Origin of the sequence: Rhizobium sp. CC-YZS058 (assembly GCF_034720595.1) — a bacterium.
Classification (GTDB): domain Bacteria; phylum Pseudomonadota; class Alphaproteobacteria; order Rhizobiales; family Rhizobiaceae; genus Ferranicluibacter.
This window is the reverse complement of sequence record NZ_JAYESJ010000001.1, coordinates 1427251-1442925: the sequence shown is the minus strand read 5'-3', so window position 1 is coordinate 1442925 and position 15675 is coordinate 1427251. Positions and strand designations below refer to the sequence as shown.

Sequence of the window (15675 nt, the reverse complement as noted above, 5' to 3'; positions counted from 1 at the left end):
AATACCTCCAATGGGTGCGGACGGACCGCTTTACTCCGCCGGAACCGCTGCGCCGGGGCGGAAGAGGCTCCGCTCGAGCGCGCGCTGTTCGGGACGGTGGCGGGTGAGCGCCAGAATGAAACCGGCCGTGACGCAGATCGCGATCATGGACGAGCCGCCGTAGGAGATCAGCGGCAGGGTCATGCCCTTGGCCGGCAGGAGCTCCAGATTGACCCCGACATTGATGAGCGACTGAATGCCGATCTGCAAGACGAGGCCGGCGACGGCGAAGCGGGTGAAGTCGTTGCGCTCGCGCAGCGCATGGCGCAGGCCGCGCATGACGAGCAGCGAGAAGATGGCGACGATCACCATGCAGAAGATGATGCCGAACTCCTCGGCCGCCACCGAGAAGATGAAGTCGGTATGACTGTCGGGAATGATGCGCTTGACGATGCCTTCGCCCGGCCCCTGCCCCAGCCAGTCGCCACGAATGATCGCCTCGCGCGCCGTGTCCACCTGGAAGGTGTCGCCCTCGCCGGTCAGGAACCGGTCGATACGCCCTGCCACGTGCGGCAGCACCGTGTAGGCGACCACGAGCCCGCCGACCGCCGAGCCGCCGAGCACGATGATCCACAGCCAGGGCATGCCGGCCATGAAGAACATGCCGCCCCAGACGGCCGTGGTGAGAATGGTCTGACCGAGGTCGGGCTGCGCGACCAGGAGTGCTGCCACCATGATGTAGAGCAGGATGGCGAAGAGATTGCCGGGAATTTCCGGCTGGCGGGCATGTTCGGAGAAGAGCCAGGCGCAGACGACGACGAAGGCGGGCTTCATGAATTCCGACGGCTGGATGCCGAGCGGGCCGATCGAGAACCAGCGGCGCGAGCCCTTGATCTCGGCGCCGAAGAGCAGCGCCAGCACCATCATGCCGAGCGAGACGATGAGCAGGATGATGGCGGTGCGGCGCACCTGGCGCGGGGTGAGGAAGGAAATGCCGATCATGACGGCAATGGCCGGCAGCAGGAAGGCGGCATGCCGCTTGACGAAGTGGAAGCTGTCGAGGTTCAGCCGCTCGGCCACCGCGGGGCTCGCGGCGAAGGACAGCATGAAGCCTATTCCCATCAGCAGGATGAACGTCGCCAGGAAGAACCTGTCGATCGTCCAGAACCAGTCGGCCACCGGCCCGCGTTCCGCACGGCTCACCATTGTCGTCGTCCCTCGTCAAACAGGCGCGTCGGCGCGCCGAAGCTATCCGTGAGAGCATTTCCGGCGATCACGGGATCACCTCCAATGCTCTCTGTCTTTGTTTTAACCGCATTGTCCGACGCCGAAGCGATCACGCTTCGGCTGGATATGCTCTAGATCAGCATGGCGACGCCTGGCAGGCCGGCCACATGGCCGACGAAGGCATCGCCGCGCATCTCGAAGTTCTTGTACTGGTCGAAGCTTGCGCAAGCCGGGGACAACATGACGGCTGCGGTCTCGCCCGCCCGCTCGGCATCGGCCGCCGCTTCCGCCACCGCGGCCTCCAGCGTGCCCGACCGCGAAACCGGAACGGCGTCGCCGAGCGTCGCCGCGAAGGCGTCCGCCGCCTGGCCGATCAGATAGGCCTTGGCGATCTTTGGGAAGAAGGGTCGCAGCGGCTCGATGCCGCCTTCCTTGGCAACCCCGCCGGCAATCCAGTAGATCCGGTCATAGCTCGACAAGGCCGGGGCGGCGGCATCGGCGTTGGTCGCCTTGCTGTCATTGACGAAGGTCACCGCCCCGCGCTGCGCAATCGGCTGCATGCGGTGCTTGAGGCCGGGGAAGGATGCAAGGCCGGCGACGATCTCTTCCCGGCTCAGGCCGACCGCGAGGCAGGCGGCGATCGCGGCGGCGGCATTCTGGGCATTGTGGCTGCCGCGCAGCGTCTCGATGCCGGCGAGATCGGCAAAGATCGTCTCGCCCTCTCCCCCGGCATGATGCAGAACCGTACCCGCGGCGTAGAGGCCGGAGTGGACCGCGTGATCGCGCGAGATGCGCAGCACACGTCGGCCCTTCGCCTCGAGCTCCGCTGCTATTGCTCGACAGAACGGATCGTCGTCGCCGAGCACGGCGGTCTGGCTGCCGGCCACAAGGCGCGCCTTGACGGCCGCGTAATTCTCCATCGTCCCATGACGGTCGATATGATCCGGTGTCAGGTTGAGGAGGATCCCGACGGTCGGATCGAGGCTCGGCGCCAGATCGATCTGGTAGGAGGAGCATTCGACCACGTAGAAGCGGTCCGCCGCTGGCGGATCGAGGGTGAGCACCGCGGTGCCGATATTTCCGCCGAGCTGGGTGTCGCGGCCGCTTGTCCTGAGGATATGGGCGATCAGTGCCGTCGTCGTCGACTTGCCGTTCGTGCCGGTGATGCAGATCAGCGGGGCATTGGGGGCAAGCGTCCGGCGCTCGCGAACAAAAAGCTCGATATCGCCGATGATTTCCACGCCGGCCGCGCTCGCGAGATCGGCCGACCAATGCGGCGCGGGATGGGTGAGTGGCACGCCGGGCGACAGGATGAGCACCGCAATGCCCGACCAGTCGATCTCGCGCAGATCCGCCGTGCCGATGCCTTCCTTGGCCGCCCTAGCGACGCTCTCCGGCTTGTCGTCCCAGGCCAGCACATCCGCACCACCCTTGACGAGCGCGCGCGCAGTCGCGAGGCCGGAGCCGCCGAGGCCGAACAGCGCGACCCGTTTGCCGGTGAAGCTGGTGACGGGGATCATGACGCTCTCACCGCAGCTTGAGGGTCGAGAGGCCGATCATCGCCAGGATGACGGCGATGATCCAGAAGCGGATGACGACCTGGCTTTCCGTCCAGCCCTTCTTCTCGAAATGGTGGTGGATGGGCGCCATCAGGAAGACGCGCCTTCCGGTGCGCTTGAACCAGCCGACCTGGATGATGACCGACAGCGTTTCCATGACGAACAGGCCGCCGATGATGACCATGACGATCTCGTGCTTGGTGGCGACCGCCACGGTCCCGATCAGACCGCCGAGCGCCAGCGAGCCCGTATCGCCCATGAAGATGGCGGCGGGCGGCGCGTTGAACCAGAGAAAGCCGAGACCGGCGCCGATGACAGCGCCGAGGATGACGGCGAGCTCGCCCGTGCCGGGCACGAAATGGATTTGCAGGTAATTGGCGAAGACGGCATTGCCGGCCAGATAGGAAATGAGGCCGAAGGCCGCGGCGGCGATCATGACCGGCACGATCGCCAGACCGTCGAGGCCATCCGTCAGGTTGACGGCATTGCCCGCTCCCACCACGACGAAGCCGCCGAACAGCACGAAGAAATAGCCGAGATTGAGCGTGAAATCCTTGAGGAAGGGGAAGGTCAGCGACGAGCCGAAGGTCGATCCGGACGTGCCGGCCGACAGTGCCGCCTGCATCATGAAGAATACGGCGATGGCGGCGATGGCGAACTCGATGCCGAGACGGGCGCGGCCGGAAAAGCCCTTGTCCGACTGCTTGGTCACCTTCAGATAGTCGTCGTAGAAGCCGATGGCGCCGAAGCCGAGCGTGACCAGGAGCGTCGAGACGACGTAGACGCTGGACAGATCCGCCCAGAGCAGGGAGGAGACGACGATGCCGGCCAGGATCATCAGGCCGCCCATGGTCGGCGTGCCCGCCTTCTTGAAATGGGTCTGTGGCCCATCGGCGCGGATCGGCTGACCGCGGCCCTGGCGAACGCGCAGCGAGGAGATCATCATCGGCCCGAACAGGAAGACGATCATGGCCGAGGTGAAGAGTGCCGCCCCTGTCCGGAAGGTGATGTAGCGGAACAGGTTGAAAAACTGGAAATGGTCCGCCAGTTCGACAAGCCAGATGAGCATGAGGGACCTTTCCCCAAAGGTGATGCGCCCCAAGGGACGCCGGCCTTGCGGCACTTTCAGTTACACAATGATCAAGGACGGAGACCGCCCCGCCCGCTCCGGAAAACCGCCCGGTCGAGCCTGTTCAAATTCCAAGAGCGCTGCCGCCGCGACAGAGCTTTGCCGCGGCGGAGAAGGCGCTAATCGGCGCGTTCCGTCTCGGCAAATGCCGGATACTTGTCAAGCAAGGCTGCCACGATCCGCCCGCAGCCGGTTCCCTTGGACGACTTGACCATCACGACATCGCCGGCCCGCACATGGGTGAGCGCATAGTCCAGCAATTCGTCGACGAAGCTGCGATAGACGACCTCGACCGTTTCCGGCAACGCCTCGCGCAGATGGCTCATCTCCGGCCCCGCCAGCCAGACCGTGTCGATGCCCTGCTCGATGAGCGGCGCCGAAAGCCGCGCATGGACATCCGCCGAATGGGCGCCCATTTCCAGCATGTCGCCCAGGATGGCGATCCGCCGACCCGCTGCGCCGGAGGGCGCAAACTCGGGCTCCGCCTCGGCCAGAAGGGCAATCGCCGCGCGCATGGAGGCGGGGTTGGCGTTGTAGCTCTCGTCGATCAGCGTCAGCTGGCCGCTGCCGATCTTCAGAACATGGCGCTCGCCACGCCCCTTTTCCGGCGTCAAGGTCGCAAGCGCATCGACCACGCGGTCGAGATCGGAGCCGGCAAGTGTCGCTGCGCCGATGGCGGCCAGCGCGTTTTCGGCGATATGGTGGCCCGGCGCGCCGATCTTCACCTCGACCGTACGGCCGCCGATGCCGGCCCAGAGCGTGCCGCCGTCCGGCGCGCTTGCATATTCGATCATGCGGAAATCGGCCCGCTGTTCGGTGCCGAAGCTGTGGACGTTGGAAACGCCGAGCATGGCCGCGGCCCGCTCCAGCGCCGGATACTGGGCGTTGTCGCGGTTGAGCAGCACATGGCCGCCATCCACCAGACCCTCCATGATCTCGGCCTTGGCTGCGGCGATCTCCTCGAGGTCGCGGAAATTGCCGAGATGGGCCGGTGCGATCGTGGTGATGATCGCCACATGCGGGCGCACCATGCGGGTCAGCGGCCGGATCTCGTTCGGATGGTTCATGCCGATCTCGAAGACGCCGTAATCGGTCGCCTCCGGCATGCGGGCGAGCGTCAGCGGCACGCCCCAATGGTTGTTGTAAGAGGCGACGGAGGCATGGACCCGCCCGGTGGCCGACAGCATGTGCCGCAGCATCTCCTTGGTCGTCGTCTTGCCGACGGAACCGGTGACGGCGATGATCTTGGCGGCGGAGCGGTCACGCGCCGCGCAGCCCAGGCGAATCATCGCCTCCAGCACGTCGTCCACCACGATCATCGGCGCGATCAGCCTTCCGAGCGCCGGCAGCTTCCCTTCGCTGACGACCAGCAGCGAGGCGCCGTTGGCGAGCGCGATGCCGGCGAAATCATGTCCGTCCACCCGGTCGCCCTTGATGGCGAAGAAGGCGTCGCCCTTGCCGAGCGAGCGGCTGTCGATCGAAATGCCGTTGATTCCCTCCGGCAGGTTGCCGACCGGGCGTCCATGCATGGCGGCCAGAAGATCGGCCTTTGTCCAGAGATAGCTCAAACCGCCTGCCCTCCCGTCCGTGGCGCCTCTGCCGCCTGGGCCTGCAGCGCCTTGCGCAGTTCCGCATGGTCGGAGAAAGGCAGGGTTACCGACCCGACCGTCTGTCCTTCCTCATGCCCCTTGCCGGCAACGATCAGCGTATCGCCCGGCTGCAGCATGGCGACAGCGGTGCGGATCGCCTCGGCGCGATCGCCGATCTCCGTTGCGCCCGGTGCGGCAGCAAGGATTTCGGCACGAATGGTTTCGGGAATCTCGGAGCGCGGATTGTCGTCCGTGACGATGACGACATCGGCAAGGCGGGCGGCGATTTCGCCCATCAGCGGACGCTTGCCCTTGTCCCGGTCGCCGCCGCAGCCGAACACCACGACGACGCGGCCCGTGGTGAAGGGGCGGACGGAGCTCAGCACATGGGTCAGCGCATCCGGCTTGTGGGCATAATCGACATAGGCGAGCGCGCCATCACGCGTCTGGCCGACCAGTTCGAGCCGGCCGGAGGCGCCTTCGAGCTTTTCGAGCGCGGACATCACCTCCCTCGCCGGCACGCCGGTCGCCATGGCGAGGCCGGCGGCGACGAGGGCGTTGGCAATCTGGAAGTCGCCCGCCAGCGGCAGGTTCACCTCATAGATCGTGCCGGCGGCATGGATTTCGGCAATCTGCTTGTGGCGGAAATGCTCGACGCGCTTGAGCGTGAGATAGTCGCCCTTCCGCCCGACCGTGCGCACATCCGCGCCGGCGGCGCGCGCGGCAGCCACCGCCGCCTCCGAATAGTCGCCATCGGCGAAGATGATCGCCGGCGCGCCCTTCGGCAGGAGATCGGTGAACAGCCGCATCTTGGCGGCCAGGTAATGCTCGACCGTCGGATGGTAGTCCATGTGGTCGCGGCCGAGATTGGTAAAGGCAGCGGCGGAAAGACGGACGCCGTCGAGACGATGCTGGTCGAGCCCGTGGCTGGAGGCTTCCATGGCGGCATGGGTGACGCCGGCGCCTGCCAGCTCGGCCAGCAGGCCATGCAGCGAAACGGGGTCGGGCGTCGTCAGCGAGCCGTAATCCTTGCGCCCCGGCGCCACGACGCCGGTCGTGCCGATCATGGCAGCGGCAAGCCCGCTATGGGCCCAGATCTGACGGGTGAAGGCCGCGACCGAGGTCTTGCCGGCCGTGCCCGTGACGGCGACGATGACCTCCGGCTGCGCGCCGGCCAGCCTGGCGGCGGCCAGCGCCAGAAAGCGGCGCGGCGCGTCCACCCGCAGCACGGGAAGGTCGGTTTCAAGATCGAGTGCGGTATCGGTGACGATCACGGCCGCGCCGCGCGCCTGCGCATCGGCAACGTAGCGGCGTCCATCGGCCTTGGTCCCGGCAACGGCCACGAAGACGCTGCCCGGCGTCACCTGCCGGCTGTCCGCGGTAACCGCAGACACGCGCGCCTCCATGGCGGCCGCAGCCGAGCGGGCTTCCGGGAACTCCTGACCGATGAGGTCGCTGATCGTCATCTGTTGCAAATGTCTACCCCTCTTCACGCATCCGACGGACGCCGCGTCGGATCGTTCTACGCCTCAATACGACACGAGCAAGGCGGACCCGTCCGGGCCGAACTTGGGCTCCACGCCGAGCATGGGGGCCGAGCGGGCGATGATATCGCGCACCAGCGGCGCGGCATTGCCGGCGGCGGTGCGGATACCCTTCTCGCCTGTCTTCGGCGCGTCGATGATGGCGAGAACGACATATTGCGGATCGTCGATCGGGAAGCCGGCAAGGAAGGCGTTGAAGTTGAGCTCGCTGGAATAGCGGCCGTTGACCACCTTGTCGGCCGTGCCGGTCTTGCCCCCGACATTGAAGCCGGGCACGAGGGCGTTCTTGCCCGAGCCATGCGTGCCGTTCCAGCGGAAGAGATAGCGCATGTCGTCGCTGGTCGACTTCTTGATGACCGGAACGGCCGTCTGGTCCGCTTCCTCGCGGGTACGCGGCAGGAAGGTGGGCTCGATCAGCTTGCCGCCATTGATCAGCGCCGCACCGGCCACCGCCGTCTGCAGCGGCGTGGTCGAGACGCCATGGCCGAACGAGATGGTGATGGAGTTGATCTTCTTCCACACCCGCGGCTGGCTCGGAGTCTTCACCTCCGGCAGCTCGGTCGGCAGCTTGGTCAGCAGGCCGAGACGCGTCAGAAACTCCTTATGCGCGTCGATGCCCACCAGATCGGCCATCTTGGCGGTGCCGATGTTGGAGGAATACTGGAAGATCTCCGGCACGGTCAGCACCCGATGCTTGCCGTGAAAGTCCTTGATGGTAAAGCCGCCGATCCGGATCGGGAACCGGGCGTCGAAACTGTCCCTGAGCGTCACCTTGCCCGAATCGAGCGCCATGGCGGTCGTGAAGGATTTGAAGGTCGAACCCATCTCGAACGTGCCGTTCGACATGCGGTTCATCCAGCCTTCCTCGCCGCCCGAGGCCGGATTGTTGGGATCGTAATCCGGGACCGAGGCCATGGCGAGGATTTCGCCCGTGTGGACATCCATGACCACGGCGCCGGCGGCGATGGCCTGGAATTCCTTCATACCGTGGTCGATCACCTCGCGCACGATGTTCTGCACGCGCAGATCGATCGACAGGCGCACGGGCTCCAGCTTGGCATCGCTGGTCATGCCGATGGCGGCGAGATCGGCGAGGCCCTGCCCGTCGATCCAGCGCTCCATGCCGGCGATGCCGCGATTGTCCACATTGACGTGGCCGACGATATGCGCGGCCGTGGCGCCGCCCGGATAGAAGCGGCGCTTCTCCGGCCGGAAGCCGATGCCCGGAATGCCGAGCGCCAGAATATCGCTCTGCTGCTTCGGCGTCAGCTGCCGCCGCAGCCACTGGAACCGCGATTTCGACTTCAGCTTGTTGTAGATGTCGGCGACGTTGAGGTTGGGCAGGACCGTCGCCAGTTGCTCGACCGCTTCGTCGGCATCGACGATCTTGTGCGGCTCGGCAAAGAGCGAGACGGTGCGGATATCGGTGGCCAGAACCTCGCCGTTGCGGTCGAGAATATCGGGGCGCGAAGCCATGAGGTTGTCGGCGCGGCCGATGCTCGACACGGAGTCCGGCTGGGCGAAGCCATATTGGATGAGCCGTCCGCCGATGATGCAATAGGCCAGCACGAAGCCGCCCATCATGATCGCGACGCGGCTGCGGGCCTGGGTGCCGCTGCGCTTGCGGGTGCCCTCGAAGCGGCCGGAGCCATCGCCCGGATGATTGTTGCCGCCGGCGGAGAAGTGCGCCTTGCTCTTGACGACCATGATGCGGGACAGAAAGGACATCAGCGTGCCACCGAACCTGTTGCGATCGTGTCGGCGGCGGGGGCCGCCGGCGTCTTGGTCTTGCCCTTGCCCTTGGTGTCCGCCACCTCTTCCGGCGGCGGCACATCGGCCTTCAACATCGGCAGCTCCTCGGGATGGATGAGCTGGGTCGGCGCCGTCGGCTGCAGGGCGAGATCCTGCTGATAGGCAGAGACCAGCCGATCGAGCCGGTTCGGCTGCGAGAGTAGCGCCCAGTCGGCCTTCAGAAGATCGATCGTGTCTTCCTCGAGCTTGATCGCCGCATCGAGCCGGCGCACCTCCTCGAGCTTGTTTTCGGCATTGTGCTTGATCGTGTAGGTCACCGTCGCCGCGGCGGTCATGATGACGATCAGGACGATATCGAGCGTTCGCAGCATGGCTCAGCCTCCCATCGTTGCAAGAGCAGCAAGGTCGGGCAGATCGAATATCGACATGTCATGGGCCTCGGGAGGGGCATTCGTTCGTTCGCCGGCGCGCAGCTTGGCAGAGCGCGCCCGCGGATTGAGCAGTGATTCGGCGTCGTCAGCCGCAATCATTGCCTTACCGACTGGTGCGAAAGTTGCGGCGCGCGATTGTGCAATCGGAAGATGGCGCGAGCCGGACGCCTTGCCGGCGCGATCCTGGAAGAAGCGCTTGACGATGCGGTCTTCCAGCGAATGGAAGGTGACGACGACGAGCCGCCCGCCGGGCTTGAGAGAGGCTTCGGCGGCAAAGAGCGCGCGACCCAGCTCGCCGAGCTCGTCATTGACGAAGATGCGCAGCGCCTGGAAGACGCGCGTCGCCGGATGGATGCGATCCTTCGCCTTGCGCGGCGTCACGACCTCGATCAGGCCTGCCAGATCGCGCGTCGTCTCGAAGGGCTGCTCGGCGCGGCGCTTCTCGATCGCGCGGGCGATGCGGCCGGACTGCGGCTCCTCGCCGAGAAAGCCGAAGATGCGGATGAGATCGGACACCTTCGCCCGGTTGACGACATCGGCCGCCGAGACGCCCGAGCTCGACATGCGCATGTCGAGCGGGCCGCGTTTGGAGAAGGAGAAGCCACGCTCCGCCTCATCGATCTGCATGGAGGAGACGCCGATATCGAGCACCACGCCATCAAGCCCCTCGTCGGGCGCATGAACGGCGAGCGCGGAAAACCGGTCATGAACCAGACTCAGCCGGCCCTGCATTTCGGCAAGCATCGGCTGGCCGCCGGCTATCGCCGTCGGATCGCGGTCGAGCCCGATCACGGTGGCACCGGCGTCCAGAATGGCCCGGCTGTAACCGCCGGCTCCGAACGTCCCGTCCAGGATCACCTTGCCGGGCTTCGGATCGAGGGCCTTGAGCACCTCGGGAAGAAGAACTGGAATGTGGCGGACCGGTCCGCCATCGGCTTCAGGTTGTCCTGCGCCTTGATCCGCCGCCATTCCAGTTCTCCATGCTAGTCGCCAACCCCTGCCGGTCTCGGCGCGTGAACCCGCCGCGACTGACGCGCCGCTGCCTGGGCATCCTGGAATGCCTGCGGCGACCAGAGCTGGAAGTGATCCGCCCGTCCGACGAAGGTCACCTCCGTGGTGATGCCGGTGAAGTCGCGAATGAAATCCGTGACCATCAGCCGACCCTCCTGGTCGAGCTTCATGAAGACCCCGCCCCCGTGAATAAGGAGCGACATCTCGTTCGCATGCGGCGAAAACGGATCCTCGTCCGCAATCTGCCGCTCGAATCGCTCGAGGAGCTCCGGCCCGCCGGCGCTGATCGCCGGAAACACGAAATCCTGGAAGCAGAACAGCTCCCGGATATCGAGCTTCGCCAGCACCGCGCGAAACGGCGCCGGAACGGACACCCGTCCCTTCGCATCGATCCGGTTCGTGGCATGCGAAAGAAAGCGGTTCATGACGCGAGACAGCCGTTTCCATCCGGCGCGGACGCCTCGTAACGCCGCGCTCACCCCCGAAACAAGACACAAAAGAACACCACCGGGCGAGATGCCCGTTCCAAAGCCCCTGTTGGAGCAACCACCAAACTCGCGATGATCGGGTCCTGAGCGACCCTCGTGCAGTGCAGGTTTGGGATATCATGGGAGCATATGGGGGTCAATGGGAATTGGCTGGTTCAGGGTCGTCCGTCCAGCAGATATTGATAGACCGTTAAGTTTAACAAAGCGTTACGATCGCCCAGTTAAACCCTTGTTAAGACGCATGATTTCGAGACCGTCACCGCGCTGTCCGAGCGGAGGTCGTCTCGGCAAAAGTCGAGGAGAAACAGACGGTTGCAGCCGCTCCTGGAGCGGCCTGCAACAGCCTTCGAAAAAGAGGGAAATTTGCCAGTCGGCCTGTAAGCCGGGTTCTGTATGGCCCCGGTCGCGAGACCGGAACGTGGCAGCCATTCATCTGGGACGACGCTTGCGCGCCGCCTCGTGCAACCCACCCGGATGACTGGCCCGGAAAAGGCCGGAGCGGCCCGAAAGCCGCATCCGCGTCATCCCTATTCGGTTTTGCTCCCGGTGGGGTTTACCGTGCCGCCTCTGTTGCCAGAGGCGCGGTGGGCTCTTACCCCACCCTTTCACCCTGACCCGCGCACGCGCGGGCGGTCTGCTTTCTGTGGCACTGTCCCTGGGGTCGCCCCCGCCGGACGTTATCCGGCACCGTTTTTCCGTGGAGCCCGGACTTTCCTCACCTCGCAGCCTTTCGGCCCTCGCGAAGCGCGGCTGCCCGGCCGACTGGCAAGCGGGCAATAGCGGAAGGCGGGCGGCTTGGCCAGAGGGGAAGGGCTACGGGAAGCGGACCTCAGCCGAAAACAGCCTTGTTGTAGCCGACAGCGGGGTACATGCTCAGATCCTCGCTCGAGGCGAAAGCGCCGAAAGGCATGCCGATATCCTCGACATTCGCGACCACGATATCCGGTCGGTCGCGGCGGACGGTGCGATAGGCCGCCAGGAGCGCGTTCTGGTCCGCCCACCAGCCGGAGCCAGGATGCTTCATCAGTTCCTCGAAATGGCGCGCCATCTCGGCTCGAACGACGTCGGCAAAGGCAAGTCCGTTGGGATTATTGCGCAGGACCAGGCATGCGGCATTGACGTGCGACCAGGGCAGGATGCGCGGGTAGCGATAGACGAGATCGCCGCGAACGGTGGAACGCGCCACGCGCACCTTGTCGTAGAACCGCATGACCGCATCCGCCTCCAGCACGCGCGCGTCGCGCAAGAAGGGCTCGGGATCGCGTGGATAGGTGACATCGATATCGGTGAGAAGAATATCGCAGCCGAGCATGCGGAGGAAACTCGGCGCACGGAAGAACCGGACGCAGGCGTAATAGGTCGTCTTTTCAACCTCGAGCCGCTCCGTCGACAGCGACAGAGACCCGAACCGCGCGTTCAAGGCCGCGTGGCGACGCAGGGTGTCGTCTGTCGGGTTGATCACATGGAAATGGATGGGCACCTCGCTGCCGCTCTTGCGAACGGACTGGACATAGATTTCGGCATAGCGTGCGAAGTAGCGGGGATCGGAACAGGCCAGAAGCACGCGTTGCGGCTGTGTCGCCGGTGCGGTGACCATAGTCAGCTGGACGGCTGCATCGCTATAGGGGAATGCCGCCTCGTCAAATTCCGGCGAACGAACGAGCGCAACCGGCAAGAAGGATCGACGGCCGGAGAAGGCGACGTCGAGTGTCGGCGTCCATCCGCGAGCCCGTTCAGCCCTTTCGAAGGCCTGCGCAGCCCCTTCCCATTCCCCAGCCTGTGCCAGCCATGAGGCCTGGGTCAGAAACTGCTGCGCGGTCATAGCCCGCTTCGGCATGCGCTCGCCGATCAGCGAGACAAGCTCTTGGCGCTGCGTCTGATCCCAATATTCCTTGGTCATCGCAGAGCGGGTCAGCGTATCCCGCGCGACCTTTCCGGATCGCAGATAGGACACCTCCGGCGAGCGCGCCATGTCGCGCACCACCATCCGCTTCAGTGCCTCATCGCCATCATAGACGAAATTCCAGAGCTTCTTCTGGGAGAGGATCGCGCGATGACGGATCAGGGTCGGAGCGGACCGATAGATATCGAGGACCGACTTTGGTGGCTTGCCGCCGCGCGCCGCGAGAATCTTCTCTTTCCAGGCCTCCTGGCCTGCCATTGCCGAAGCCAGAGCCGCCGCACCGATATAGTTGGTCTTGAAGGTGCCGAGCGGCTTTCGATCGACGACATCATGGGCCCGCACGAGACTGTCAACCTTGCGGGAGGAATCGAAGTCGCGGATGAGGGATTGGATGAGAGAGGCAGAGGCGTCCGTCGTTGGACGCCGGGCAAAGTTCGCCTCATCGAATGCGACAAGGTTCGCAGCGTTGCCGAGCAACATCAGCCGCTTGCGCAAGGTTTCCGTCATCACCGGAGAGTGCGGGAGCGCTGCCTTCAGCGCCTCGAGCTTTGGCAGGATGGCGTTGAGGAATTCGGTGCGGGTCACGCTGCGCTCCGGCTGGGTGAACTGGACCGATTCCCATCCGGTCCGGTTGAAGCCGATCACGGTCAGAAGCCGCGATACGCGCCGCGCGACCACATTCGCCTCCGAACGATCCTTTTCGAAGCACGCATAGAGAAGGTCGAACGCCTCGGTGTAGAAGCCCGCTGTCTGATAGACCTCCGCCTTCATGAGAAGCAGCAGCGCCGCATCGCCGGGGTTCTTCGCGATCGCCTTGTCGATCGTCTGTAGCAGGTCCGCGCTCTTCTTCCGGTCGTCGGTGCGGAAACTGCGCCCCTTGTTGAGCGCAACGACACGCTTGTCGAGGCTGCGGAACAGAAGGTGGCGTCTGATCGAACGAAGCGCATCCTTGAGCGAAGCGCCGGCGGCCAGAATCATAGCGTCATCCCTTACCCGTTCGAACGACGGCAGCCTGACAGGCGTCCGCAAGCTCGGCACCGTGCGGGCTGCCCGGCGCCGCCTATCTATCAAATTGGCCTGCCGGAGCAAGCGATGCGTCGCGCTTAAACTTTCGCCTCACCGCACCACTGGCGAAAAATCCCCCGAATACCCCTCGCCGGCCAGCGTGCCCTTCTCCACCATCACCGCACCGAGCCGGCCGATTTCGTCGGCGCTTTTCGCCGCCTTGCCGTTGCCGCCGGTCAGCACGGCGATGCGTGGCGACGTGGGGAAGCCGATGTAAGGCAGGTCGTGGACGGTTTTCGTCACCGCGCAGGGGGCGTGGTGCAGCGAGACGGGGCGGAGGTCCGGCAGGAGGGCGCTGAGGTGGCGCGCCATATGGGCGGCAGCGGCGTCATCGCCTCCGCTGCGGAACCACGCGCGGATCGCCCCTTCGTCGGCAAGGGCGCGATCGGTCGGGTCGCCGCCGATCTTCAAATAGGTCCTGCCGTCCGGATAGACGATCGGCGGGAGAAGGTAATAGCTGTCCGCTTCGCGCGCCGCATCGCGGATGAGCGAGGGCATGGCAGCGAGCCGGGCCGCATCATCGGGCCCGATCTCTGCGAACACCACCGTTCTCCCAAAGACCGACAGGTCAAGCGGAACGCCGGTCAGCCGAGGCTGCAGCGCAAAGGCGCCGGTGGCGACGAGCGCCTTGCCGCCGAGAAGCGTCGTCCCGTCGATCATCTCGACCGTCACGCCGTGCGATGTATCCTCGACAGCCCGGACCTCCTTGGACAGGACGGTGACGCCAAGCAGCACGGCGCACACGAGCGAGGCGGCGACGAAGGCCCGCGGATTGATATGGCCGGCACCGCTTGCTTCATAGAGGCCGGCATCGCCTGCCGAAAAAGCAAGGGCGGGAAAGCGCTCCGCGAGCGCATAGGGGCTGAGATGCTCCGTCGCCACGTCGAGCGCATCGGCGGCACGCTTGGCCGCTGCCAGGCGGTCCTCTTCCTCCCGTGCTAAGATCAGGCATCCGGCTTCCGTGTAGAAGCGAATGCCGGACCGTGATTCGATCTCGCCATAGCGTTCGATGGACCTTCGGGCGAGCCGCGCCCAGTCGGCACTCGGATCGATGGTGCGGGTGATGCGGCCATTGTCATAGTGGCTGGCGAAGACGCCGGGATGCGCCGCCCAGTCGCGCGGCTCGTCGGGGCCGATGAGGGCAACCCGCGCCCCGGCGAGAGCAAGATGGCGTGCGGCCGCCACACCCATCATGCCCTTGCCGATCACGATGACATCGAATGCTGACTGCATGGTGGATCCTCGAGGCGGGCGCCGCCCGCGGTGGCGAGCGGCGGCGCGGATGCGCGGCGGTGGACCGCAGCGCTATCACGAGTCGAGGAGCGTTTGCACCTTGCCGCAATACCGGCGAGACACGGGATTCATGCGGGTGGCGCCGTGGCCGGCATTGTATCGCAGGATCGTGCCGCAAGTGAAACCGCCGGACAGAAGATGCGCCTTGGCGAGGTACTTCATACCGAACTTGATGTTCGTCTCCGGATCGAAGAGGCCGGTTCGGCCGCCGTCATAGCCCATCATCCGCGCGGTGGCAGGCTTGATCTGCATCAGGCCGATCTCGCCGGCACTGCCGCGCGCCTTCGGATTGTAGTTGCTCTCCACCCGGATCACCGCCTGGGCGAGATCGAGAGGAACGCCATATTCCTCCGCATAGGTTTCGATGAGCGGCGCATAGGGTGTGGCAAGCGGCTCCGGAACCGGCGCCGGATAGCCCTCGAGGCGACTGACATCCGGCAAGGCTGCCGTGATGGTCTGAGCGTCATCGCCCGCAAAAGAAGTCTGAACCCCGGAAAGAAGCATGCAAAAGCAGGCGGCTGCCTGAACGACAGTCGGTCGTCTCATGGATGGTGAAGTCTCCGCTGGGTGGCGGAACGGTCTTTGCCAAGGGCGCCCCGCCCTGCCGTCCGCACCACGTCTTCGTCACCCGCAATCGACAATCAAACGCGATACAGGCGTGTCTTGCGGTCGGTACCCCCTTAAAATTGGGGGCGAAGATGGTCA

12 protein-coding genes and 1 other RNA gene are annotated in these 15675 nt (G+C 65.2%); all 13 read right to left on the bottom strand.

Going from position 1 to position 15675, the window contains the following annotated elements; all coding sequences use genetic code 11:
• Nucleotides 1-30: 30 nt before the first annotated feature.
• The 13 genes from ftsW to U8330_RS06840 all read right to left on the bottom strand — a co-directional run bounded on the left by ftsW (nt 31) and on the right by U8330_RS06840 (nt 15516).
• The gene (gene ftsW / locus U8330_RS06900) at nt 31-1185 is read right to left on the bottom strand and encodes a putative lipid II flippase FtsW (protein ID WP_323104430.1); all 1155 of its coding nucleotides are present in this window, start codon (nt 1183-1185) and stop codon (nt 31-33) included.
• Between the two features lie 152 nt (nt 1186-1337).
• On the bottom strand, nt 1338-2726 hold the full coding sequence (gene murD, locus U8330_RS06895; RefSeq protein WP_323104429.1) for a UDP-N-acetylmuramoyl-L-alanine--D-glutamate ligase: 1389 nt from the start codon (nt 2724-2726) through the stop codon (nt 1338-1340).
• A 7-nt stretch (nt 2727-2733) separates the two neighbouring features.
• Nucleotides 2734-3834, bottom strand: coding sequence for a phospho-N-acetylmuramoyl-pentapeptide-transferase (gene mraY / locus U8330_RS06890; RefSeq protein WP_323104428.1), 1101 nt, complete (start codon nt 3832-3834; stop codon nt 2734-2736).
• Between the two features lie 179 nt (nt 3835-4013).
• Nucleotides 4014-5462: a UDP-N-acetylmuramoylalanyl-D-glutamyl-2,6-diaminopimelate--D-alanyl-D-alanine ligase gene (locus U8330_RS06885; RefSeq protein ID WP_323104427.1), complete on the bottom strand. Its 1449-nt coding sequence runs from the start codon at nt 5460-5462 to the stop codon at nt 4014-4016.
• Nucleotides 5459-6949, bottom strand: coding sequence for a UDP-N-acetylmuramoyl-L-alanyl-D-glutamate--2,6-diaminopimelate ligase (locus U8330_RS06880; RefSeq protein WP_323104426.1), 1491 nt, complete (start codon nt 6947-6949; stop codon nt 5459-5461). Before U8330_RS06880 ends, U8330_RS06885 begins: the two co-directional genes overlap by 4 nt.
• Nucleotides 6950-7012: 63 nt before the next feature.
• Entirely contained in the window at nt 7013-8755 is a 1743-nt protein-coding gene (locus U8330_RS06875) for a penicillin-binding protein 2 (RefSeq protein WP_323104425.1), read from the bottom strand.
• On the bottom strand, nt 8755-9150 hold the full coding sequence (gene ftsL, locus U8330_RS06870) for a cell division protein FtsL (RefSeq protein WP_323104424.1): 396 nt from the start codon (nt 9148-9150) through the stop codon (nt 8755-8757). The genes U8330_RS06875 and ftsL overlap by 1 nt, the downstream gene beginning before the upstream one ends.
• Nucleotides 9151-9153: 3 nt before the next feature.
• Complete coding sequence (rsmH, locus tag U8330_RS06865; protein ID WP_323104423.1) at nt 9154-10179, bottom strand: 16S rRNA (cytosine(1402)-N(4))-methyltransferase RsmH; 1026 nt, start codon at nt 10177-10179, stop codon at nt 9154-9156.
• Between the two features lie 14 nt (nt 10180-10193).
• Nucleotides 10194-10646, bottom strand: coding sequence for a division/cell wall cluster transcriptional repressor MraZ (gene mraZ / locus U8330_RS06860; protein WP_323104422.1), 453 nt, complete (start codon nt 10644-10646; stop codon nt 10194-10196).
• Between the two features lie 425 nt (nt 10647-11071).
• Nucleotides 11072-11475, bottom strand: an RNA gene (gene rnpB / locus U8330_RS06855) — RNase P RNA component class A.
• Nucleotides 11476-11538: 63 nt separating this feature from the next.
• Nucleotides 11539-13590 carry a putative nucleotide-diphospho-sugar transferase gene (locus U8330_RS06850; RefSeq protein WP_323104421.1) on the bottom strand — a complete coding sequence of 684 codons (2052 nt, stop codon included), beginning with the start codon at nt 13588-13590 and terminating at the stop codon, nt 11539-11541.
• Nucleotides 13591-13728: 138 nt separating this feature from the next.
• Entirely contained in the window at nt 13729-14910 is a 1182-nt protein-coding gene (locus tag U8330_RS06845) for an FAD-dependent oxidoreductase (protein ID WP_323104420.1), read from the bottom strand.
• Nucleotides 14911-14985: 75 nt separating this feature from the next.
• The gene (locus tag U8330_RS06840) at nt 14986-15516 is read right to left on the bottom strand and encodes a lytic transglycosylase domain-containing protein (RefSeq protein WP_323104419.1); all 531 of its coding nucleotides are present in this window, start codon (nt 15514-15516) and stop codon (nt 14986-14988) included.
• Between the last annotated feature and the right edge of the window lie 159 nt (nt 15517-15675).